The following is a 22,512-nucleotide window of genomic DNA, read 5'->3' on the forward strand; positions in this document are numbered from 1 at the left end:
GGTAAAAGGAGAATGGCAAAGCTTGATTTTTCTGTTTTTTAAGACTTGCTGACTTAGTAGCCTAGTTCATACGGCTCTATCAGCTGCGCAGCAAAGATGCTCCACAAGCTGCTTAGGAGCTTGATCGTTGCCAAAATTGGCTAAACAAGCAAAAAATCCTGGCAGGAATGTTCCTCTGTCGATAAGGTAGTTAGTCTAGTTATTAAAGCTGAGCTTGATGTCTAATCAAACCATTCCTCTAAGTTTCTAAAAAAGACTTTCTAACACTCATAACTGTTAGAAAGTCTTTTTTTGCTTGTAAGTAGATTGGCTGGTTATTGTGTATCAATTGTGGTCATGCTTTATTGCTGTTAGCGTCTGCTAAGCGTCCGCCAGATGGTGATTAAAGCAACTAAGACAAAGAGAACCAGACCAATGGCAATGTAATTGTGATAACGATCAAAGATGTGATCAATCTGATCTAAGAGAGTATTTTGATGGTTGGTATGCTCATGCTTGTGCTTGTGTGCGTGTGGCGGAGCATCTGTTGTTACTTGGGCTTCAGAAATCAAATGTTCGTATCTTGCCTGAGGCTGGTCTTTTAAAAGTTTAAATCCTTTTTCGGTGAGAGCGTTGATGAAGGGATGACGATAGAATTCGCCATTTTGATCAGACCAGTCGCCAACTCCCATCACAATTGTGATCACACGATGACCATCTCGTTGCCCAGTTACCATGGCATTGAAGGCACCTGTAGGGCTTGATCCTGTTTTTAAGCCATCAATCCCTGGGATACCGTACTCGTCACCTGGTAAAGAATGATTATAAGAATGGAACTCTTCTTCATAGGGCGTTCCTACCATTGTTTTAACCACGAGTTTATTAGTGTATTGGAGGATTTCAGGGTACCTGTCTAGCATATGGTAGATTAAAATTGCTAAATCACGTGCCGTTGTTTGATTGGGTGCTTCTGGATCATACCCTTGCGGCTTATAATAGCCTTTAAAAGAAACCGCAGCAGCTCCACTAGCATTAGAGAAATGCGTATTGGTCATTTTTAATTTTTTAGCTGTTTGGTTGATACGATCAATAAATGCTCCCGCATTATTTTGGGACAAATAGTTGGCAATCATAATAGTCGCAACATTTGAAGAAGGAACGGCAGTCATGGCAATCAGGTCTTTAATGGGATAGGCAACACCAGCCACGATATTATTGTTACTGATTTCGTAGATTTTGCTAATGGCTTGATCGGTCTCAGTTGCTGTAACGGTAGTATCAAGTGAGACCTTGCCACTTGCCATATCTTCAAATAAGAGATAGAGTGTGAACATTTTTGACATACTTGCTGGATCGCGAAGATCATCAATGTGGTCTTGCCACAGGATCTGACTCGAGTCAGCATCGACGACAATAGAAGCTTTCGGCCGATTAATAGGATCAACCGTATATCCCGCATCTTGGGTAATTTTTAGAATGTCTTCTTGCTCTTGTGCAAGGGATGATGGTGCTATAAGAATGACAAGGCCAAGCAGCACACAAACAAACAATTTTTTCAAATAAAAAACTCCTTTGTATCAGTCGTAATCAGATAAAATATAACTCAATTATACCATTTACTTAATACAAGACAAGAGCTTTTTCATTTTATTATCATTTATTAATAAAAAAGGCTAGTTTTGAGCCAGTTTTTGATGCTCGACCAAAAGCCTTGCCGAGGGAGATCTTCCTTGGCATAGATTGACAGGTCAGGCTGCTTGTCAAGGTAAGTCAAGGACGGTGAGAAAGAGTCAACCTGATAGGACATGTGGCCCAGTTTTTGCTGCTTGGTTATGGGAGCTTGCGCATGGCTGAGCTTAACCTTGATATGTTGTCTGGCCAGAGGTTGGTTTTTCGGATGAATAATGGTTAGCTTACCACGCGTATAAATAGCAAGCTTGGACTTGGTGCCGCCACTTACCGGCCATGTTTGTGCCAAAATAGGGCTTGCTGGTGTGATAACCGTTGCTTGATAATGGTCGTAAAGATAGGTAAGTGCCTTTTTGGCTTCGACAAATCGCTTGTCATCTGCCTTGTTTGCCTCACCAGCATGTAGCAAAATCAGGACAAAGCGCATGCCATTATGTGAAGCAGTAGCCAGTAAGGACTGGCCGGCTTTAGCGGTGGTCCCCGTTTTTAAGCCATCTACCCCCTGAAGAGCAAACGTCTGCCCAGGTAAAAGAAGATTGGAATTAGCCATTTGTTCGTTTTCCCATTTTAGAAATGGCTGAGCTGTTATCGTGTTAATTTCTGGAAAATCATGAAGGAGATGCTGGGTAATCAGGGCTAAATCGCGGGCACTAAAGGCGTTTTCTTCATCTGGTTTTGAACCAGGATAGATGTGCCGTCCCAGCATGCTATTATTGAGCCCAGTGGCATTGACAATCGTGGCATCCCGTATGCCCCAGGCCTGTACTTGCTTTAGCATCTGATCGACAAATCGTGGTTCTGAGCCAGCGATGTATTCGGCTAGAGCTACTGCTGAGCTATTAGCACTTACAATTAGCGTTGATTCGATGAGTTCTTTAGCAGAGTAACTATTGTTACTCATGTGAGGATTACTAATGTCGAGATTTTGATTAAGTTCTTTGGCATAGTCTGAAAGTGGTATTTGTGTGTCCCACTGGAGGCGGCCAGACTTGATTTCAGAGAGTGTTAAGTAGATGGTGAGTAATTTACTTAACGAAGCCACAGGCAACTTAGCTTGGCTATTATGCTCATAAAGAACTTGGCCCGAATGATACTCATAGGCGATTGCCGCCTGGCTGTCAATAGTAAGGTCTGCAGCTTGGCTCCTTTGCACACCAAAAAGGAAAAGATAAGCACTCATCAGCACGGCGCATAATAGGTTTTTCTTCATACAATCTATTGTATCAAGCTTGTTTAAGGTGGTCAAAATTTAGAGGTGTTTTTTTCTGTGTGAGGAGCTAGAAAAAGAAGGCAAGGCAGCAAGCAGCTTCAGAACGTGGACAAACTCCTATCGAATGTCATCTTTTGAATTAGCCTAAGTGAGCTGCTAAATTGCTAAACTCTTAGAAACGTTAATCTAGCAATGCTTCTGAGAGTTCTTGATTAGTATCACAGAAAAAAAGATTGAAGAAAATTGTCCAAAATGGACTTTTTCTTCAACCTGAGGCAGCAAGTAGCTTGTCTTTAAAGCCTAAAAGGTTGCGTTGGCTCAAAGAGGTGTGATTGCTGTGAGCTGCCTTGGCTGACTTATAGATTTTGGTTGACATAATCAACCCAGTGACTCCACCAAACTTTAAGGAAAAAGCTGCGGGGGATGGCCTTTTGTGTGACAAGCTTAGTTTGGGGCATCTTACCCATGTAACCTCTTCCAATGTTGTTTTTATCAACGAGCGTAATGCTAGCAACGGTTTGATGCTTAGCCAAAGGGGCAAAATACTGGGCCTGTGTTTTGTTTACTTGATAGGTTAGCTTTTTGCCCTTTACCCGGGGTTGGACAGCAGTGAGCGTTGTAGCTACCTCAAGCGGGATCAACTTATCAGGACTGTCTTTAACGGTTAATCGAGGTTGCCTCAGGCTTTGCCCTTTTTTAAGAATTGTGACCTTTTGAAATTGCTTGGTAATCTCATCAAGGAAACGATTGGCAACCTGGAAGCGTTCGGTAGGTTGATCTTTTCCTTGATCAACATTTAGCAAAACCGTTACAATGGAGAGATCGCCTTCTGTTGAACTGGTGACTAATGAGGAAAGACCCTGAGCAGAAGTTCCTAAAAAAAGACCTTGGCTACCTTTTCGGGCGTAGGGCATACCTGGTAAAAGATAGTTATAGGAAAAGATGGTTTGCCCAGCAAATGTTGCACTGGCTTGACTAGTGATTTGGGTAACTTGAGGGAAGTCCTTCAATAAATGGTAGGTGGCGATGGCAACATCACTAGCAGACATTTGGTTTTCTGCTGTCTTAGCCAGCTGCGGCTTAGCAAATTCCCCCAGCTCCTCATTGGCTAAACCACTGGCGTTGATTAACTTACTATCCGTTGCTCCCCAGGCTTTTAGCTGCTGGTTCATTTTTTTCACAAAAAGTTCTTCTGTGCCAGCAATAGCTTCAGCTAGGGCAATGGCTGGGCTATTGGCATTAGTGACTAACATCGCTGTGAGTAAATCCAAAACAGAATATTGGCGCTTGTCTAAGGGAACATTGCTAATGTGATACTGAGATGTTAGCCAGTAGGGGTAGTTAGAAATGGTCACTGGGCTGTCCCATTTGAGGTGCCCTTTTTGCACTTCCTGATAGACGAGATAGGCTGTTACCACCTTGCTAATAGAGGCTACAGGCAGAGCTTTATTGCTGTTTTTTTCAAAGAGAATTTTACCAGTTGCAGCTTCAAAGGCAAAGCCGCTCTCAGCAGCAAATGGGATTGGTTTGGATTGAGCCTGAGCCTTATTGACACAGAAAAAAAGCATAAGCAATAGCAGGCGTGTAAATTGTTTAATCATCCTTAACTTCCTTAATCATTTTGTTAATTATACCATATAAATAATACCAAAAAGTTGAAATGATAAGAAGAAGATGAAAAAGTAAATCGCTACCATTTTTTAAAGTATGGTGCTTTGACGGCAAAGCAATTGAGAAACAAGCCATTCTAACGAGTAAATAGGGACAGAAATGTCACTTTAACGAGAAAATTGGGAATTCTCATTTTAAGTAATATAAAAAATAGTCAGAAAATTTATGCTTGGTTCTTTTTTTAACTAAAATTTATGATATAATATTTTCAATTAGCAAATAAAAATGCTTAAAAAGTTTTAGGAGAAGCTTATGAAAAAAGGTAAATGGTTAGCAGTAGCCGGTGTTACAGTCTTATCGGTATCCGTCTTGGCTGCTTGTGGTAATTCTAACAAAACAAGCAAAGGCAGTGTTTACAATTATGTCTACGTTCAAGACCCAGATACCTTAGACTATACGATTTCAGGCCGTGCTTCGACCAGTGATATCACGCAACAGGCTATTGATGGTTTGCTCGAATATGATCGTTTTGGCAATCTCATCCCTTCTTTGGCTAAAAAATGGACTGTTTCAAAAGACGGTTTGACCTATACTTACAAGCTCCGTGACGATGCCAAATGGTATACGGCTGATGGCGAAGAGTATGCCAAGGTCACAGCCAATGACTTTGTCACAGGGGTTAAACACGCTGCAGATAAGAACTCTGACGCTCTTTATCTTATTCAAGACTCAATTGCTGGTCTAGATGATTATATCAATGGTAAAACCAAAGATTTCTCGACTGTAGGTGTTAAGGCGCTAGATAAACATACCGTTCAATATACCTTAAAACAACCAGAAAACTTCTGGAATTCCAAATTGACCTATGGGGTCTTGGCTCCGGTTAACGCTGATTTCTTAAAATCCAAAGGAAAAGACTTTGGTAAGGCTTCAGATGTTTCTTCGATTCTCTACAATGGTCCTTACCTTATCTCCTCACTGACCAGTAAGTCTTCTATTGAATTCACGAAAAATGAAAACTACTGGGATAAGAAAAATGTGCACATTGATAATGTTCAGCTGACCTATTATGATGGGCAGGACCAAGAATCGCTCTTTAGAAACTTTGATAAGGGTGCCTACACAGCTGCTCGGCTATTTCCGACAACGCCTTCTTACAAAACAGCTAAGAAAAAATACGGTGAGAGCATTACCTATGGACCGCAAAAGTCAAATACCTTTTTTGTAACCTTTAACTTGAATCGTACTGCTTATGGACATACCAAAAAGACTAATGATAAGCAAAAAGATGATACCCATAAAGCTATCTTAAACAAAGACTTCCGACAAGCCTTGACCTTTGGCTTTAACCGTAAATCCTATTCTGCCCAATCAGCTGGTCAAGAAGGTGCTGATAAATCCTTGAGAAATATGCTAGTACCACCAGCTTTTGTGCAAATCAAGGATCAAGACTTCGGTAAAATCGTTGAAAAAGATTTAGCAGCCTATGGTGATCAATGGAAAGGTATCAATCTAGCTGAAGCTCAAGATGGCCTCTACAACAAAGACAAGGCTAAGGCAGCAATGGCTAAGGCTAAGGAAGCCCTTCAAGCACAGGGCGTTCAGTTCCCAATTCACCTTGATTTGCCGCAAGAACAAACAGCAACAGTGCTCTTACAGCAAGCTCAGTCAATGAAGCAATCTATTGAAGACACACTTGGTAAGGAAAATGTTGTTATTGATATTGTTGAGCTGCAAAGCGATACTTACAATAATGTTACTTATATGGCAGAAACCCCTGCCCAACAAGATTGGGACCTTAACACAGCATCTGGTTGGAGCCCTGACTACACTGATCCAGGTTCTTATCTTGACATCTTTAACTCAAAATTACCAACTGCCCAAACGAAATTCATCGGTATTCAACCTTTGAAGGATCAAGCAATTGTTTCAGAGGCTGGCTTAGATGACTTTACTCAATTGGTCACTGAGGCAAGCAAGATTACTAATGATCAAGAAGTTCGCTATGAAAAATATGCTCAAGCCCAAGCAGCCCTTATTGATTCGGCAGTTTATATTCCAACTGTTTCATTAGGTGGTACACCAAGGGTTACGAGAATTGTTCCTTATTCTAATGCTTTTGGTTGGGCAGGTGTTAAATCTGATGATACCTATTACAAATACATGAAGATTCAAGACAAGCCAGTAACAGTTAAACAACAGGCCAAGGCCGCAAAAGAATGGGAAAAGGCTAAAGAAAAAGCAACTAAAAAATATGAAGAGTCATTAGAAAAGCATATTGAGAAATAAGGCTAGTTCAATTAAGAACTTTCTCTGTACGTGAGGAAGTTCTTTTGAGCTTATTATGAGGATTGGAATGAAAAAGTATATATTCGAACGCATCCTAAGGTCATTGGTTTCGATTTTGTTGGTAACAACCTTGACTTATGTCATTGTCTTTACCTTGGTACCGACAAGCTTGATTTTTAAACAAGACCCTAATTATAACAAGATGGTCACAACACCAGATAAAAAGGACAATTATCGCAATACGGTTTTTCAGCGTATGGGCTATATAACTTACTATAACAGTAAAGAACTTAAAAATAGAGCTGAAAAAGTGGATAAGAGTGTCACCGTCGAACCTACCCAAAAGAATAAAAAGATTTACCAGAAATACCTTAAAGAATTAGGTCATGGTTGGCAGTTGAAAACTTTTACAGAGAGTAAAGAGTTTTATGCTATCCGCAAGATTCCCATTCATGAGCGGGTTTGGAATTTCTTTAGCCATATGATTGTGATTGATCATCCTTGGGTTATTCAAGATCCAAAAAATCCTAAGTTAGAACGTTACGTTCGACCAGAAATTGATCCGGCGGTCGGTCCAGCTTTGGTTGGTTCAGGGACCAAACATAAATATTTGATCTATTTTAATAGTGCTTTTCCTTTTATTCATCAAAACATTGTTAGTTTTGACCTTGGAACTTCCTATCCCACCTATGCTAATATTCCGGTCATTCAGGTAATCACGCAAGGCCAGGGGCGGACACTGTCAGAGCAAACGAAATTCCCGACTGGAGTCACTAAATTCTCCCCGATTGACATCTACTCTCGTACCTATAAGTCCCCTAGTCAAGCGGATGCTCGTGACCGAGCAAACTTTGGGGCAAAAGATCCCTATACAGCAACCAATAATAAGCATGCTGAGCCATCTATGATTGCCAATTCCTTCAAGATTGGGATTATCGGTGTACTCCTCTCTTATGTTTTAGGCTTACCAATTGGGATGTTAATGGCTTATTACAAAGATGGTGTTTTTGATCGTTTCTCAACGGCTGTGACAACTTTTATGTTAGCTTTGCCAAGTATTGCCCTCATCTATATTATTCGATTTTTAGGTTCAAAAGTTGGCTTACCTGATACTTTTCCTTTGCTCGGGGCAGGAAATCCTAAATCTTATGTGCTACCTGCTCTTATCTTGGGGATTCTTGGGACGCCAGGAACAGTTGTCTGGTTCCGTCGCTATATTGTGGACTTGCAAGGGAGCGACTTTGTCCGTTTTGCGCGTGCTAAGGGCTTAACAGAGGCAGAGATTTCCAAACATCATCTTTTTAAACAAGCCATGGTGCCAATTGTAAATGGTATTCCTCAAGCCATTGTTGCAACGATTGCTGGTGCAACCTTGACCGAGACGGTCTTTGCCTTTCCAGGCATGGGGAAAATGTTAATTGATGCCATCAAAGCCGCCAATAACTCAATGGTAGTGGGACTGGTTTTCATTTTCGCGGTCTTATCTATTTTGGCATTGCTAGCAGGGGATATATTAATGACGATTTTAGACCCACGGATTAAATTATCAAGCAAAGGAGGGAAATAATGGCTGAGATTGATAAAAAGAAGTTTGAATTTGTCGAACTAGATAGTTATGCATCAGAAGTCATTGATGCCCCTTCTTATTCCTACTGGAAATCTGTTTTCCGCCAGTTTTTCTCACGGAAATCAACGGTCTTTATGCTTGTTATTTTGACCGCCATTATTTTAATGAGTTTCATTTATCCCATGTTTGCCAATTATGACTTTGGGGATGTTTCCAACATTAACGACTTTGGCAAACGGTATATTTCACCCAACGCTGACTATTGGTTTGGGACTGATAAGAACGGCCAGTCTTTATTTGATGGTGTTTGGTATGGAGCGCGCAACTCCATCTTGATTTCAGTAATTGCAACAGCGATTAATATGGTCATTGGTGTTGTGGTTGGTGGACTTTGGGGTGTTTCTAAGACAGTCGATAAGGTCATGATTGAAATCTACAATATTATTTCCAATCTACCTCAAATGTTGATTATCATTGTCCTCACCTATTCTATCGGTGCAGGGTTTTGGAACCTGATTTTTGCTTTTTGTGTGACCGGTTGGATTGGTATCGCTTACGCAGTGCGCGTGCAAGTGCTGCGTTATCGGGATTTAGAATATAATCTTGCTAGTCAGACCCTGGGCACACCAACTTATAAAGTAGTTAGTAAGAATCTCCTGCCACAATTGGTTTCTGTTATTGTATCGATGGTCTCACTCTTGTTGCCAGCCTACATTTCATCTGAAGCCTTCTTGTCATTCTTTGGCCTTGGTTTGCCCTTATCTCAGCCAAGTTTGGGACGGTTGATTTCTAACTACTCTTCAAATTTAACGACAAATGCTTATCTCTTTTGGATTCCGCTTACGACGCTTATCTTAGTTTCTCTCCCACTATACATTGTGGGACAAAACTTAGCTGATGCAAGTGACCCAAGAACTCATAGATAGGAGCAGCCATGGAAGCGAAAAAAGAAGTAATTTTAAGTGCAAAAAATATTGTTGTTGAATTTGATGTTCGTGATCGTGTGCTAACAGCTATCCGTGATATTTCACTTGATTTACATGAAGGAGAAGTGCTAGCAGTGGTTGGTGAATCAGGTAGTGGAAAATCAGTGTTGACAAAGACCTTTACCGGCATGCTAGAATCCAATGGTCGCGTTGCCTCAGGTAGCATCACCTATCGGGGCCAAGAATTAACAAAGTTAAAAAATCATAAAGATTGGGAAGGTATCCGCGGAGCAAAAATTGCGACGATCTTTCAAGATCCCATGACCAGCTTGGACCCGATTCAGACTATTGGTAGTCAGATTACCGAAGTGATTATCAAACACCAAAGACAATCCAAGGCACAAGCCTACAAAATGGCCATTGATTATATGACTAGAGTCGGCATTCCTGAGCCTGAGAAACGCTTTTATGAATACCCTTTCCAGTATTCAGGTGGAATGCGGCAACGTATCGTTATTGCCATTGCCTTGGCTTGTCGACCAGATATTTTAATCTGTGATGAGCCCACAACGGCTTTGGATGTGACTATCCAGGCGCAAATTATTGACTTGCTTAAGACATTGCAAAAAGAGTATGGCTTTACCATTATCTTTATCACTCATGATTTGGGTGTGGTAGCCAGCATTGCGACAACTGTCGCCGTCATGTATGCTGGTGACATTGTAGAATACGGCACAGTCGAAGATATTTTCTACGACCCTAGACATCCTTATACCTGGAGTTTGTTGTCAAGTTTACCTCAGTTGGCTGATGATAAAGGCGTTTTATTCTCAATCCCTGGCACCCCGCCTTCTTTGTATACTCCAATTGTTGGGGACGCCTTTGCACCGCGTTCTCGCTATGCTATGACAATTGACTTTGAAGAAAATGTGCCTCGTTTTGACATTTCAAACAGCCACTGGGCCAAGACTTGGTTGCTGCATCCGGATGCCCCTAAGGTTGAAAAGCCTGAGGTCATCCAAAATATTCACGAAAAAATTTCTAATAAACATGTTTATAGGGGGGAAGGAAATGTCTGAGAAATTAGTCGAAGTTAAGGACTTGGAAATTTCCTTCGGTGAAGGAAAGAAAAAATTTGTAGCAGTGAAAAATGCCAATTTCTTCATCAATAAAGGTGAAACCTTTTCCTTGGTTGGTGAGTCAGGAAGTGGTAAAACAACGATTGGCCGGGCGATCATTGGTTTAAATGAGACAAGTTCAGGGCAAATTCTCTATGATGGTAAACAAATTAACAAAAGCAAGAGTAAGTCAGAACAGGTTGATCTAATCAAGAAAATCCAAATGATTTTTCAAGATCCAGCTGCTAGTCTAAATGAGCGAGCAACAGTAGATTATATTATCTCAGAAGGGCTTTATAATCATAAGCTGTTTAAAAACAAAGAAGATCGGAAAGCAAAAATTAATCATATCATGACAGAGGTCGGCTTGTTGTCTGAACATCTGTCTCGTTATCCGCATGAATTTTCCGGTGGACAGCGCCAGCGGATCGGCATCGCGCGTGCCTTAGTCATGGATCCAGAGTTTGTCATTGCAGACGAGCCGATTTCGGCCTTGGATGTTTCGGTGCGTGCTCAGGTTTTAAACCTTTTGAAACGGATGCAAAAAGAAAAAGGACTGACCTATCTGTTCATTGCACATGATTTATCAGTCGTACGCTTTATCTCGGATCGTATTGCGGTTATCCATAAGGGAGTGATTGTTGAGGTTGCAGAAACCGAAGAGCTCTTTCTCAATCCCATCCATCCCTACACTAAATCACTCCTGTCAGCCGTTCCTATTCCTGATCCCATCTTAGAAAGACAAAAGAAACTAGTCATATACTCGGCAGATCAGCATGATTATTCAGTTGATAAGCCACAGATGGTAGAATTAAAACCTGGCCACTTTGTCTGGGCTAACCAAGCTGAACAGGAGATGTACAAAAAACAACTCAACCTTTCATCATAAGCTTAAGCAATCAAGCGTTTTCTAAAAACAAGACAGGCAGTCTTGGATTTAGAAGACGTTTTTTAGTAGAAATCAACCCAAAATAGAGAAATTTTTGCTTCATATACTTGAGCCTACTCCAGGGATCAGTCTGCAGACAAAACCTTTGCTGTAAGAGAGCTATGATTTAGGTGTTTGCTATTTTTGATAAGTGCTTGTAGTTGTACTGCCTAAGAGCACTTCAAATCCTCGAGTTTTGGACTCTTTCATTTTGCGTCTGGACACTAAACAAGACCTAACGGATTTTCAAATACTTAACAAATCATAGCAGTTTTGGTTTGGGCTTAAGAAATTCAAATTATGAGCTCTTTTTATTTCTGTTTCTGCTTGAGTTTGTGATAGACTTAGTCATAAGGTTAAGGATAGAAATAAAGGGAGAATTCATGATCACTCATCAATTGCATTTCATGAGGCAGTTGCCTCAAATGGTTAAACATAGTCTTAAGGAGTTGCTCCCTTTTTCATTGGTTTATGCCTATCTACAAATCCTACGTCACCTTGTTATGAGTGATAGCTCTTTTGTGGGACAAACGATTGGGGGTGCTCTTTTTACTCAGCACTGGTTTCTTTGGACCTCGCAACAATTATTTCAACTCTCTAGGATGACGCTCTTTTTTATGGCAAGTATCTTTGTAGCGCAGCTGGTGAACCAAATGCTGACATTCTGGGGAAAGGCCAACCAAAGGGCAGTCTTTCTAGCTTTTTTACTGACGTGGATCCTTTTCTTTCAAAGTGATCATCTCATGACTCATCATCTGAGCCAACCTTTTTGGCTTTTGTTGATTGTTTTTGCGGTTGGGATGGGTTTGGCTTTTGTTGCCTTTCATCAGATCAATGTGCAAAGGCGTGCTTTTTTGGTACTTATTTTCCTATTTTTGGCTTACCTGATGGCAGAGACGGTTTCTAAGCACTCTAACTATAGCCTTGATTTTTGGCTACAGACACTTAGTATGGATTGGTTGGGGAATGGGCCCACGCATTTTAGCGGTGTTTTATTTTGGTCGGTGCTTACTGGTTTGCTCCCTATTTTTGGTTTTTCGTTGCCACTGAGTCTCCAACAACCGACGACAAATTTGCAAGTCAGCGCGGATAATTTAACGATGGCTTTGAGTGGTCATGCTAGCGGGATTCACTTACAGACCCTCTATACGGTGCGTGATAGCTTTGCAATGATTGGCGGAGTTGGCAATACTTTAGCCTTGGTTGGTCTACTTTATCTGCTGGCCCATCGGTATCAACTGCACCACTTTAAGAAGATAGCACTGCTATGCTTGATCCCCACGCTATTTGATCAAGTCTTACCACTTTATCTGGCTGTGCCCTTGCTTTTTGATTTGCAGCTAATCTTGCCTATGTTAGGGACTATCGTGGTTTCTGAAGGGATAGGAGCCTTAATGTTGCATTGGCACTGGTTGGATCCTGCTGTGTACACGATTCCTAGTGGTACGCCGAATATCTTTTTTGGTTTTTTAGCAAGTAATGGAGATTGGCGCTATGGTCTTGTAACCTTGCTCATCTTGGTCTTATCTGCTGGCATTTATTGGCCTTATCTTAATCGGTTAATAGCAAAGGAAGGAGGCGGTCATGGCTAAAGTAAAGCACGGGTTCATCATTGGCTTGCTTCTTGTTTTGCTTTGGGCCATAGGCAGCATTGGTCTAGCCTATGTGCAGACAACAACGCATCATAAGAAAAAATTAGCCAGTTCCAATATGGTCCCCCTGATCTTTGTTCCAGGCTCAAGTGCGACCAAGGAACGCTTTAATGACATGATTGATGATATTAATAGACTTGGTCCCAAGCACAATGTTTTAAAATTAACCGTCTCTAAGAATAATAACATTACCTATGAAGGGCATATCAATCATAATGAACGCAAGCCCTTAATTGTGATTGCCTTTGAAAACAACCAAGATGGCTATCAAAATATCAAAAAGCAAGCCTATTGGCTCAATACGGCCATGGATGCGTTGCAACAGCAATACCAATTCCAGACCTTTGATGCCATTGGCCATTCTAATGGCGGCTTAAACTGGACCATTTTCCTTGAAGAATATGATACGGCTAATCATTTCAAGATGAATCATTTGGTAACTATGGGTACCCCTTATAATTTTGAGGAAACCAATCCTGCTAATCAGACACAACTCCTAAAAGATCTCATTGCGCAAAATAGTAAGTTGCCTTCTGACCTGGTTGTCTATAATATTGCAGGTACTAATACGTATGAGGCTGATAAAATTGTGCCCATCCAAAGTGTGCAAGCGGGCAAATATATTTTTCAAAAGGCCGTTAAACACTACACACAAGTGACCGTAACAGGTGATCAGGCCGACCATTCTGGTCTACCAAGTAATCTTGAAGTGATTGATTATGTTATAGATAAATTGATTCTAAAAGGCCGCTCAGCTGATTTGCTGCCGGCAAGTACAGAATGATGGCCTTTTTTCTATGACAAAGGAGATAAACCCAACATACAAAAGTCTAGTGGTAAAAAGAAAACCAATTAATTAATCATTTGCACCTGGTATGGTAAAATGGGGACATGTAAGGAGGACGTCATATGATAAAGACGATTACAATGAACAATAATTTGACCATTCCTGCACTTGGCTTTGGTACCTACCAAGCAGCTGATGGCGAGGAAGCTTATCAATCAACTCTGGCAGCCTTAAAATTAGGCTATCGGCATATTGATACTGCTGCTGTTTATAAAAATGAAGAAAGTGTCGGTCGGGCGATCAAAGATAGCGGGATTGCTCGTGAAGAGTTATTTATAACCACCAAGCTATGGAACGATGCGCATAGTTATGAAGGGGCCAAGCAAGCCTTACATGATTCGCTTAAGCGGTTAGGACTTGACTATGTTGACCTTTACCTGATTCATTGGCCTAATCCTGTAGCTGTCCGCGATCATTGGCAAGAGGCCAATGCCCAAGCTTGGCGTTATATGGAAGAGGCTGTTGCTCAAGGGCTGGTGCGCACTATTGGTGTCAGTAACTTCTTAGTGCATCATTTAGAAGCCTTGGCTAAAACGGCGCAGATCAAACCAGCAGTCAATCAAATTCGCTTAGCGCCAGGTTGTTATCAAACGGAAGTAATCGATTACTGTCGCGCACATGACATTGTCCTTGAAGCGTGGAGTCCATTAGGACAAGGGGAGATTTTTAACAATCCAACGATGCAAGAATTGGCTCAAAAATATCATAAGACCATTGCCCAAGTAGCCCTTGCTTGGTTTGCCTATGAAGGTTTTCTTCCGCTTCCTAAATCTGTCCATGAAGAGCGGATCAAAGAAAATCTGGACTTTTTGGATATTGAACTATCAAAAGAAGACGCCCAAACGATTCGCAACTTACCAGGCATGTCTGCTATCCCAGATCCTGATACTAAAAATTTCTAGAGCTGCATGAAGTTCGTGCCTCTGACGGGGCCTGTCACCGCCACAGAGCCCCACAAACACCGAAACCTCAAAAGAGAAGTTAGTTTATCTCTTTTGAGGTTTTTTTGTGGGCAAAATAGCTGAGCACCAAAACTTTCTGGCTACTGGGTGGAGGCTCGGGCCTGGTGAAAGGGGCTGCTTAGTGGTTTTTGACTTTTACCAAGATTTTAAATAGTTTTAAAAATAAATATTTATTTTTAAAAAAAGAAAATAAATATTGACTATTTTTAAATCAAGGCGTACACTTTATTTAAAAATAAAAAAATGAAAGGGCTTTATTTATGGTTGATTTTAATAAAGTGTTAGAGCTTCATCAACATCATACTGGGGTTTTGGATATTAAAGCGGACATTGCTATTACCTCAAAGGATGATTTAGCGCAAGCCTATACGCCAGGAGTTGCTGAGATAGCCAGGCGGATCGAGGCGGATGCATCTGCTAAGAATAAATTCACGATGAGCGGCAAATTAGTGGCCTTGATTACAGATGGCTCAGCGGTCTTAGGCTTAGGCAATATCGGTCCGGCAGGTGGTTTACCCATTGTCGAAGGCAAGGCCTTGATTTATAAGAATTTCTCTGGGGTGGATGGCCTGCCTATTGCCATTGAGCAGGTGCCTGTGGATGAAATGGTTGCCACGATTAAAAATATTGCCAAATCGTTTGCTGGGATTCATCTAGAGGATATTGCCGCGCCGCGGTGCTTTGAATTAGAAGAAAAGCTCAAAGCTAGTTTGGCTATTCCGGTTTATCATGATGATCAAACCGGCACCGCCATTGTGGTTTTAGCAGCCTTGATTAATGCTGCTAAGGTGGTGAACAAGCCCCTTAAAGACTTAAAAGTGCTTGTCCATGGGGTGGGGGCTTCTGGTTTGGCTACGGCTAAGTTGCTTTATCATTATGGCATTCAGCAGATTAGTCTAATGGATCGCTATGGGAAAGTTGAAACCACCAGTCCTGATTATAATCCTTATCAAAAGGCCTTAGCGGCCAAAGTTACTCAGTCCAAGGGGCAAACCCTTGATGAGGTCATCGAAGGCCAGGATGTTTTCATTGGTTTGTCAGACAAGGAAGTCCTTAGCCAACAGCAAGTCGCTAAAATGGCTAAAGATAGTATTGTCTTTGCACTAGCTAATCCGATTCCAGAGATTTTACCACAGCTTGCTCATGCAGGTGGAGCAAAGGTTGTTGCGACGGGTTCTTCCCAGTATCCCAATCAAGTGAATAATGTTTTAGCTTTTCCCGGGTTGTTTAAAGGCGTCTTAGCGACTCAACTAAAGGATATTAGTTTAGAGCTGCAAGTTGCTGTAGCCCAGGCCCTCAGTGCCTTAACCAGTAAGCCAACACCAGAAAAAATTATTATCGATGTGTTTGATGAGAGGGTCGTACCGGTAGTGGTTAAGGCTGTTAAAGCATTTGTAAACCATTAGAAGTGAGTCATAAGAGAGGTACATTAGTATGGAGAGTAATGTTGCTAACAAGTCGTTTTGGTCACAGTTAAAAGAGGTTAAAATCGGTTTTATCCCTTTATTTGTTTATCTTATTTTACTAATAGGCTACGTAGGGATTACCGTTTTAGATATTGTTCCTGAAAATGATATGCTGATTGCATTGGGGATTATGACAGTCTTTGCTTATGTTTTAGAAGAAGTAGGAGCCCACATTCCTATTCTCAAATCTTTGGGTGGTAAAGTTTTAGTGGTCACTTTTTTACCGGCTTACTTGGTTTATAAAAACCTTCTGCCTCACTCGACTGTCAAAGTCGTATCAGCATTTATGGAGCATAATAATTTTTTGATGTTCTTCATCACCTTATTGGTTGTTGGCAGTATTGCTTCGATGAATCGAAGAACACTTGTAAAAGCCACCTCAAGGATTATAGTCATTTTAATCTTATGTGATCTGATGGGTTCACTTATTGGGACAGGCGCAGGCATGCTCTTTGGCATGTCCGCCTATAAAACCTATTTCTTTATTGTCGCTCCGATTATGGCTGGTGGAGTTGGCGAAGGGGCAATGCCTTTATCGATTGGTTATGCAGCTCTTTTATCAGGGGTTAGCCAAAATCATATTTTTGGGCAAATTTTGCCTTGTGTGATGCTGGGAAGCTTGGTTGCCGTATTATTAGCAGGTTTATTAAGAAAGTTAGGGGAAATCAGACCGGAGCTTACGGGCAATGGCAAGCTGCTTGATAATGATGACGATAAGTTGGATAATTTAAAATCAGGAACTAAAGCAGTCAGTATCGAAAAAACCTTGACAGCAGGTGTTTTAGCAGTTGCTATTTACTTCATTGCGGTTTGGTTGGAATCCGCTTTAAAAGAAAGCCTGGGTTTCCACCTGCCTGCGCCGATTATTTTGTTGATCGTGCTTATGGCTGCTAAAATGCTGGGCTATATTCCTAAGGAAATAGAAAATGGCGGAGCTTCCTTAAATCGTTTTACAGTCAAAGGAATCACACCGCCTTTGCTCTTTGGCGTTGGGGTAGCTAAGACTGACTGGAAGGAATTAATCCAGGTCTTCAAAAGTCCGGCTGCCCTTGCAACGATTGTGGTAACAGTGGTTGCCATTGTCTTGACTGCTTTTATTGCTTCTAAATTACTGGGCCTTTATCCAGTTGACACTGCCATTGCCGTATCTTGCTGTAGTGGTCAGGGAGGGACTGGTGCGCTTGCGATCTTATCGGCCGGTGACCGGATGGAATTAATGCCCTTTGCCCAAGTGGCAGTTCGGCTAGGCGGTGCGATGACAGTTACCGTAGCCATTTTCTTACTGGGGTTGCTAACGAGATAAGCCTTTAAAATCTGGTGCTAGGTGTGTAGTATTGTTGCATCAAAGGACGCCAAAAAAGCCTTTTCGAGAAAGGCTTTAAGCGGTGTGTTTGATTAGTTGTGATACTTTTTAGCTTGAAAAATTGGAGCCAAAAGGGTGAGAGGTCGTATTGTTATCTGACTAGGCTTGCTTGTTGCTGCGCTTGCTATTTGAGGTCGTCTAGTAGGCGTCTGGCTACAGATTCGGTCAGGATTAGGTCGGTAAAGAGCCGGCCGCGCAGCGCTCCAATGGTGGCTTGGCTTTTAAACTTACTGCGAACGACACAGATTCTTTTAGGAACCTTGAAGATAGTCGCTAGATCAATTCCAAAAGTACAGTCACTGTCTTGATTAAGAAAATTGCCATGAATATCGTAGGGGCGACCATAGGCCATACCCGCAATATCACCGGTGTTGATTTTGGGAAATAAGGTTTTTAGATGGTCACGCCAGATGGGAATGGATTTTAAAGAGGCTAAGGTGCCCAAGCCACAGAAGATCAAGTCCATTTGCTTTGCTGCTGCTAAGGTTGGCTGTGATGAGAATTCTTCTAGCATGCCTTTGCGCGTGTTAGGCTCAGCAATATATAAGGGGCCAGATAGGGTTAGGTAATTGGCAGAAAATTTATCGGCTATTTTTTGGACCATCCGCATGGTGCCTGCCTTTGACTTGTATTTCTTATTTTCACCGATGAATTGGGTGAAGGTGCAGTCTTCTAGCATGACCTGTGGGAACTGCTCAATGATTTCTGAAATGGTTTCGCCCCAAACAGTCCCTACGATGCGGCTTGCTTGAATGTGCCTAAAAATTTCACTCGCAGCAAAGGTGATGACGTGTGATTCTTGATCACATGTGTCTTGGGAATCCTTGATGATATAAATATTATCAATGTCAAATAAGTCATGAATTTTCTTTTCGAGGTCGCGCTGCCGCTCAAGGGGTGTGTGGATTGTAATGGTCACAATTTTCTCTTGCTTGGCTTCTTCTAAGTATTTGTTTACGAGGTAGCGACTTAAATGATATTTATCCACAATTTGACCAATTGATAGACCAGAAATATAGTAGTCTTGAGCAATTTTAGTCAATAATTCGGTCTTGTTTTCCATCTTGTCCTCCAAAGGGTGTTAAATCTATTATAGCATTTCTAAGTATTTTTATAACAGTAAAGGAGGCTTTGAAAATGGCAAAAATTCAAGATATTTTTTTAAAAAATCCCAAAACCAAGCAAGAGTGGCAAAGTTTTTTGCGGGAGCGAGGGATTGAAAACTTTGCTAAAGGCGAACTAGCAGGCCTTACACAAACGATTGGTATTTATGAAGCAGACGAGCTGGTCGCAACGGGCTCCTTGGCTAGCAATGTCATCAAATATGTTGCCAGTAGCCAAAAAGATGGCCGGGGCGCGAGCTATTTTAATAGCATTATTAGTCGACTGGAGCAAGACTTGATTAAAGCCGGTCATACGCATTACTTTGTTTTCACTAAGGAAGCTTATCGGCAAAGCTTTCAGCATGTGGGATTTAAGGAATTAGCGCATTCAGATTTTGGTGCGATTTTGGAAAAAGGGCATCCTGACATTAACGATTACCTGCATGATTTTCCAGTGGGCGACCCGCAGCTAAGCAATGCGGCTATTGTTATGAATGCTAACCCATTTACGCTGGGGCACCGCTATTTAGTGGAAAAAGCTGCTCAGGAAAATGACTGGGTCTATGTCTTTGTCCTTAGTGAAGACAAGTCCTTGTTTACAACGTCAGAAAGGATGCATTTGGTCAAGGCTGGCCTAAGCCATTTAAAGAATGTGATTATTTTACCAACGTCAGACTATCTGGTCAGCTATACCACCTTTCCTGCTTATTTTATTCAAGACGACAGTCTGATTACAAGCTATCAAACCCAGCTTGATGCGCGGTTGTTTAAACGCTGGTTGGTTCCCTATTTTGCCATTACAAGGCGGTATTTGGGGCAAGAACCCTTCTCACAGACGACAGCACTCTATAATCAGATGCTTCAAAAAGAGCTTGCACCAGAGGTAGAAGTGGTCATCTTAGAGCGAAAGAAAACCAAGCATGACGTGATTTCAGCAACAGAGGTTAGAAAAAAGATTGCTGCGCAGGACTTGACGCATTTAGATCAGTTGGTACCACCAACAAGCTACGCTTTTATTGAAGAGCATCTCTTAGAACTACATCACAAAATGAAGGAAGGAAAAAAATGAACATACGTAAAACAGCCCTAGCTGGGACTCTGGAATCATCTGATGTCCAAATCATGATTACCAAAGCAAGTCACGGAATCACTATTGAGCTTGAATCCGATGTTAAAAAGCAATTTGGCAATGCGATTATCGCAACGGTAAAAGATGTCCTTGCTGCTTATGCGATTGAAAATGCAAAGGTAAGCATTGTTGATAAGGGAGCTTTGGATCTGGTTATTAAAGCACGCACCATAACTGCTCTTCAAAGAGCACTAGAGTTGGATGAACCCAAGTGGGAGGTGTTATAAAAAATGGTGGCAAGTGAACGCTTAAGACGTACGATGATGTTTGTGCCAGGTAACAATCCAGCTATGCTAAAAGATGCTGGTATTTATGGGGCAGACTCCATTATGTTTGATTTAGAAGACGCTGTATCTATAGCTGAAAAGGATGCTGCGCGTGATTTGGTTTATCAAATGCTGACTTTTCGTGATTATGGAAGTGCCGAGCTCGTCGTTAGGATTAATGGACTTGATACGCCTTATTGGAAGGACGATGTCAAGGCGATGGTCAAAGCAGGGATTGAGGTCATTCGCTTGCCCAAGGTCGAGTCCGCTCAGATGATGACCGAACTCGTTGCTGAGGTAGAAGCAGCAGAAAAAACCTTTGGCATTAAAGAGGGCCAAACCCAAGTGATGGCAGCGATTGAGTCAGCACTTGGTGTGCTCAATGCGCGAGAAATTGCCTTTGCTTGTCCTGAGCGGATGATGGGAGTGGCCCTTTCTGGGATGGATTATACCACTGATATGAAGACCCATCGTTACCCTGATGGACAAGAGCTTCTCTTTGCCCGGAACATGGTTTTGCATGCTGCTCGTGCTGCTAAAATATCTGCCTTTGATACCGTCTTTACTGATATGAATGATAAAGAAGGCTTTTTGCGGGAAACCGCCTTGATACGCCAACTTGGTTTTGATGGCAAATCCATTATTAATCCCAGACAGATTGAATGGGTTAACAGTGTCTACCAACCAAGTGAACAAGACATTATCAAGGCTCAAAATGTCATGCTAGCTATCGAAGAAGCGCGTTTGAAGGGCTCTGGCGTGATTGCACTAAACGGTCAGATGGTTGATCGACCCGTAGTCTTACAAGCGCAACACGTGCTGCGCTTAGCCAAAGCAGCAAATCTGTTAGATGAGGAGGGCAATGACCGTGAAAAATAATGTCAATCGTGAGATACCAGATCATTTATTAGAACCATTAAACAGAAAACCATTTACTACTGTCGACTATGAAGGCACCGTGACCCAGCGGGTTGCTCCTAGAGTCACAGCTACTAGCGGCCGCTCCAAAGTGGTAGCTAGCTTAAAAGAAGTCATCGCAAAAACAGTGAAAGATGGCATGACCCTTTCTTTTCACCATCATTTTCGCGAAGGTGACTTTGTCTTTAATCAGGTGATGCGGCTGGTTATAGATATGGGATATAAAAATATCGCTATTGCGCCTTCTTCTTTGACCAATGTTATGAATGCTATTGTGGTTGAAGCTATTGAAAAAGGCGTAGTCACTAATATCACTTCTTCTGGCATGCGAGGTACCCTAGGCGATGCTATTTCCCATGGAGCTTTAGCTAATCCGGTAATCTTTAGGTCCCATGGTGGTCGTGCTCGCGCCATTGAAACGGGTGAGATTGCTATTGATGTGGCTTTCTTAGGCGTTCCTAACGCTGATGAAATGGGCAATGCCAATGGTATGTTTGGTGCGACAGCCTTTGGCTCCTTAGGCTATGCTCTTATGGATGCCCAGTATGCGCAAACCGTGGTGCTTGTCACAGACGAATTAAAACCTTATCCTAATACCCCCGCCTCGATTACGCAAACGCAGGTGGATTATATTGTAAAGGTTGATGCGGTAGGTGATCCTGATAAAATCGGCTCAGGTGCTACGCGCTTTACCACTGATCCTAAGGAATTAAAAATTGCTAAAACAGTCAACGAAGTGATTACGCATTCTCCCTACTTTAAACAAGGCTTTTCCTTTCAAACAGGGAGCGGTGGTGCCGCGCTAGCAGTTTCACGTTTTCTTCGTAAGGCCATGCTTGATCAAAAGATTACAGCTTCCTTTGGCTTAGGAGGTATTACCAAACCAATGGTTGATTTGCTAGAAGAAGGCCTGGTTGATAAGCTCATGGATGTGCAAGATTTTGATAAAGGCGCGGCCCAATCCATGCACACTAACCCAAACCAACAAGAAATTGATGCGTCTTGGTATGCTGATCCAGCTAATAAAGGTGCCATGGTTGACAAACTAGATATTGTCATCTTGTCAGCTTTAGAAATTGACACGGACTTTAACGTCAATGTCATGACCGGTTCAGACGGCGTTATCCGTGGCGCCATCGGTGGGCACCAAGATGCCGCAACAGCGCAGTTGACCATTATCTCAGCCCCGTTGGTCCGCGGCCGGATCGCAACAATTGTGCCTCGGGTGACCACTGTCGTTACTCCTGGTGATTCTATCGATGTGGTAGTCACCGAAGTCGGAATCGCGATTAATCCAAAACGCCGGGACTTGCAAGAAGTCCTAAGCAACATTCCAGGTATTCCCGTTTATACCATTGAAGCCTTACAACAAATGGCCGAGCAACAAACGGGTACCCCACAAGCTTTGAGCTTTACCGATCGGGTCGTTGCCCTCATTGAATACCGTGACGGCACTTTAATGGATACTATTTTAGAAGTCAACGATTAA

The 22,512-nt window shown here is 42.0% G+C and carries 18 protein-coding genes; 14 read left to right on the top strand and 4 right to left on the bottom strand.

The features are described 5' to 3' along the window. Positions 1–350 precede the first annotated feature (350 nt). From K5J94_RS04185 to pbp3, 3 genes are all read right to left on the bottom strand, one after another. Complete coding sequence (locus K5J94_RS04185; protein WP_408022840.1) at positions 351–1,499, bottom strand: D-alanyl-D-alanine carboxypeptidase family protein; 1,149 nt, start codon at positions 1,497–1,499, stop codon at positions 351–353. 140 nt (positions 1,500–1,639) lie between these two features. Next, positions 1,640–2,878, bottom strand: a complete 1,239-nt coding sequence (locus tag K5J94_RS04190) for a serine hydrolase (RefSeq protein ID WP_221913620.1) — start codon at positions 2,876–2,878, stop codon at positions 1,640–1,642. 356 nt (positions 2,879–3,234) lie between these two features. Beyond that, positions 3,235–4,479, bottom strand: a complete 1,245-nt coding sequence (gene pbp3, locus K5J94_RS04195) for a D-alanyl-D-alanine carboxypeptidase PBP3 (protein ID WP_221913623.1) — start codon at positions 4,477–4,479, stop codon at positions 3,235–3,237. Positions 4,480–4,801: 322 nt separating this feature from the next. Between pbp3 and K5J94_RS04200 the strand changes: the two genes are divergently transcribed. The 10 genes from K5J94_RS04200 (at position 4,802) to K5J94_RS04245 (ending at position 17,547) form a co-directional block, all read left to right on the top strand. Next, positions 4,802–6,778: a peptide ABC transporter substrate-binding protein gene (locus K5J94_RS04200; protein WP_221913625.1), complete on the top strand. Its 1,977-nt coding sequence runs from the start codon at positions 4,802–4,804 to the stop codon at positions 6,776–6,778. Positions 6,779–6,845: 67 nt separating this feature from the next. Then, positions 6,846–8,345, top strand: a complete 1,500-nt coding sequence (locus tag K5J94_RS04205) for an ABC transporter permease (protein ID WP_159542921.1) — start codon at positions 6,846–6,848, stop codon at positions 8,343–8,345. After that, entirely contained in the window at positions 8,345–9,271 is a 927-nt protein-coding gene (oppC, locus tag K5J94_RS04210; protein ID WP_159542918.1) for an oligopeptide ABC transporter permease OppC, read from the top strand. Before K5J94_RS04205 ends, oppC begins: the two co-directional genes overlap by 1 nt. Before the next feature lie 8 nt (positions 9,272–9,279). Next, on the top strand, positions 9,280–10,350 hold the full coding sequence (locus K5J94_RS04215; protein ID WP_221913627.1) for an ABC transporter ATP-binding protein: 1,071 nt from the start codon (positions 9,280–9,282) through the stop codon (positions 10,348–10,350). After that, positions 10,343–11,278 carry an ATP-binding cassette domain-containing protein gene (locus K5J94_RS04220; protein WP_221913628.1) on the top strand — a complete coding sequence of 312 codons (936 nt, stop codon included), beginning with the start codon at positions 10,343–10,345 and terminating at the stop codon, positions 11,276–11,278. Before K5J94_RS04215 ends, K5J94_RS04220 begins: the two co-directional genes overlap by 8 nt. Before the next feature lie 464 nt (positions 11,279–11,742). Continuing rightward, entirely contained in the window at positions 11,743–12,909 is a 1,167-nt protein-coding gene (locus K5J94_RS04225) for a PTS sugar transporter subunit IIC (protein ID WP_221913630.1), read from the top strand. Next, complete coding sequence (locus tag K5J94_RS04230) at positions 12,902–13,753, top strand: alpha/beta hydrolase (protein WP_159564117.1); 852 nt, start codon at positions 12,902–12,904, stop codon at positions 13,751–13,753. The genes K5J94_RS04225 and K5J94_RS04230 overlap by 8 nt, the downstream gene beginning before the upstream one ends. Before the next feature lie 125 nt (positions 13,754–13,878). Beyond that, positions 13,879–14,718 (top strand): aldo/keto reductase, encoded by an 840-nt coding sequence (locus tag K5J94_RS04235; RefSeq protein ID WP_221913632.1) that lies wholly within the window; start codon positions 13,879–13,881, stop codon positions 14,716–14,718. A 320-nt stretch (positions 14,719–15,038) separates the two neighbouring features. Next, on the top strand, positions 15,039–16,184 hold the full coding sequence (locus K5J94_RS04240) for an NAD(P)-dependent malic enzyme (RefSeq protein WP_221913633.1): 1,146 nt from the start codon (positions 15,039–15,041) through the stop codon (positions 16,182–16,184). Positions 16,185–16,212: 28 nt separating this feature from the next. Then, the gene (locus tag K5J94_RS04245; RefSeq protein ID WP_159542898.1) at positions 16,213–17,547 is read left to right on the top strand and encodes a 2-hydroxycarboxylate transporter family protein; all 1,335 of its coding nucleotides are present in this window, start codon (positions 16,213–16,215) and stop codon (positions 17,545–17,547) included. Between the two features lie 184 nt (positions 17,548–17,731). Here the strand turns inward: K5J94_RS04245 and K5J94_RS04250 are convergent, their stop codons facing one another. Beyond that, complete coding sequence (locus tag K5J94_RS04250; RefSeq protein WP_159547759.1) at positions 17,732–18,670, bottom strand: sugar-binding transcriptional regulator; 939 nt, start codon at positions 18,668–18,670, stop codon at positions 17,732–17,734. A 74-nt stretch (positions 18,671–18,744) separates the two neighbouring features. On the opposite strand from K5J94_RS04250, the gene citC reads away from it, so the two are divergent. The 4 genes from citC to citF are packed head-to-tail and all read left to right on the top strand — an operon-like array spanning position 18,745 to position 22,512. After that, positions 18,745–19,779, top strand: coding sequence for a [citrate (pro-3S)-lyase] ligase (gene citC / locus K5J94_RS04255; RefSeq protein WP_221913634.1), 1,035 nt, complete (start codon positions 18,745–18,747; stop codon positions 19,777–19,779). Beyond that, entirely contained in the window at positions 19,776–20,066 is a 291-nt protein-coding gene (citD, locus tag K5J94_RS04260; RefSeq protein ID WP_159542889.1) for a citrate lyase acyl carrier protein, read from the top strand. Before citC ends, citD begins: the two co-directional genes overlap by 4 nt. A gap of 3 nt (positions 20,067–20,069) precedes the next feature. Beyond that, positions 20,070–20,984: a citrate (pro-3S)-lyase subunit beta gene (gene citE, locus K5J94_RS04265; RefSeq protein WP_159542886.1), complete on the top strand. Its 915-nt coding sequence runs from the start codon at positions 20,070–20,072 to the stop codon at positions 20,982–20,984. Further along, positions 20,974–22,512 (top strand): citrate lyase subunit alpha, encoded by a 1,539-nt coding sequence (gene citF / locus K5J94_RS04270; protein WP_221913769.1) that lies wholly within the window; start codon positions 20,974–20,976, stop codon positions 22,510–22,512. The genes citE and citF overlap by 11 nt, the downstream gene beginning before the upstream one ends.

Origin of the sequence: Streptococcus halichoeri (assembly GCF_019774635.1) — a bacterium.
GTDB classification, from domain to species: Bacteria; Bacillota; Bacilli; order Lactobacillales; family Streptococcaceae; genus Streptococcus; species Streptococcus halichoeri.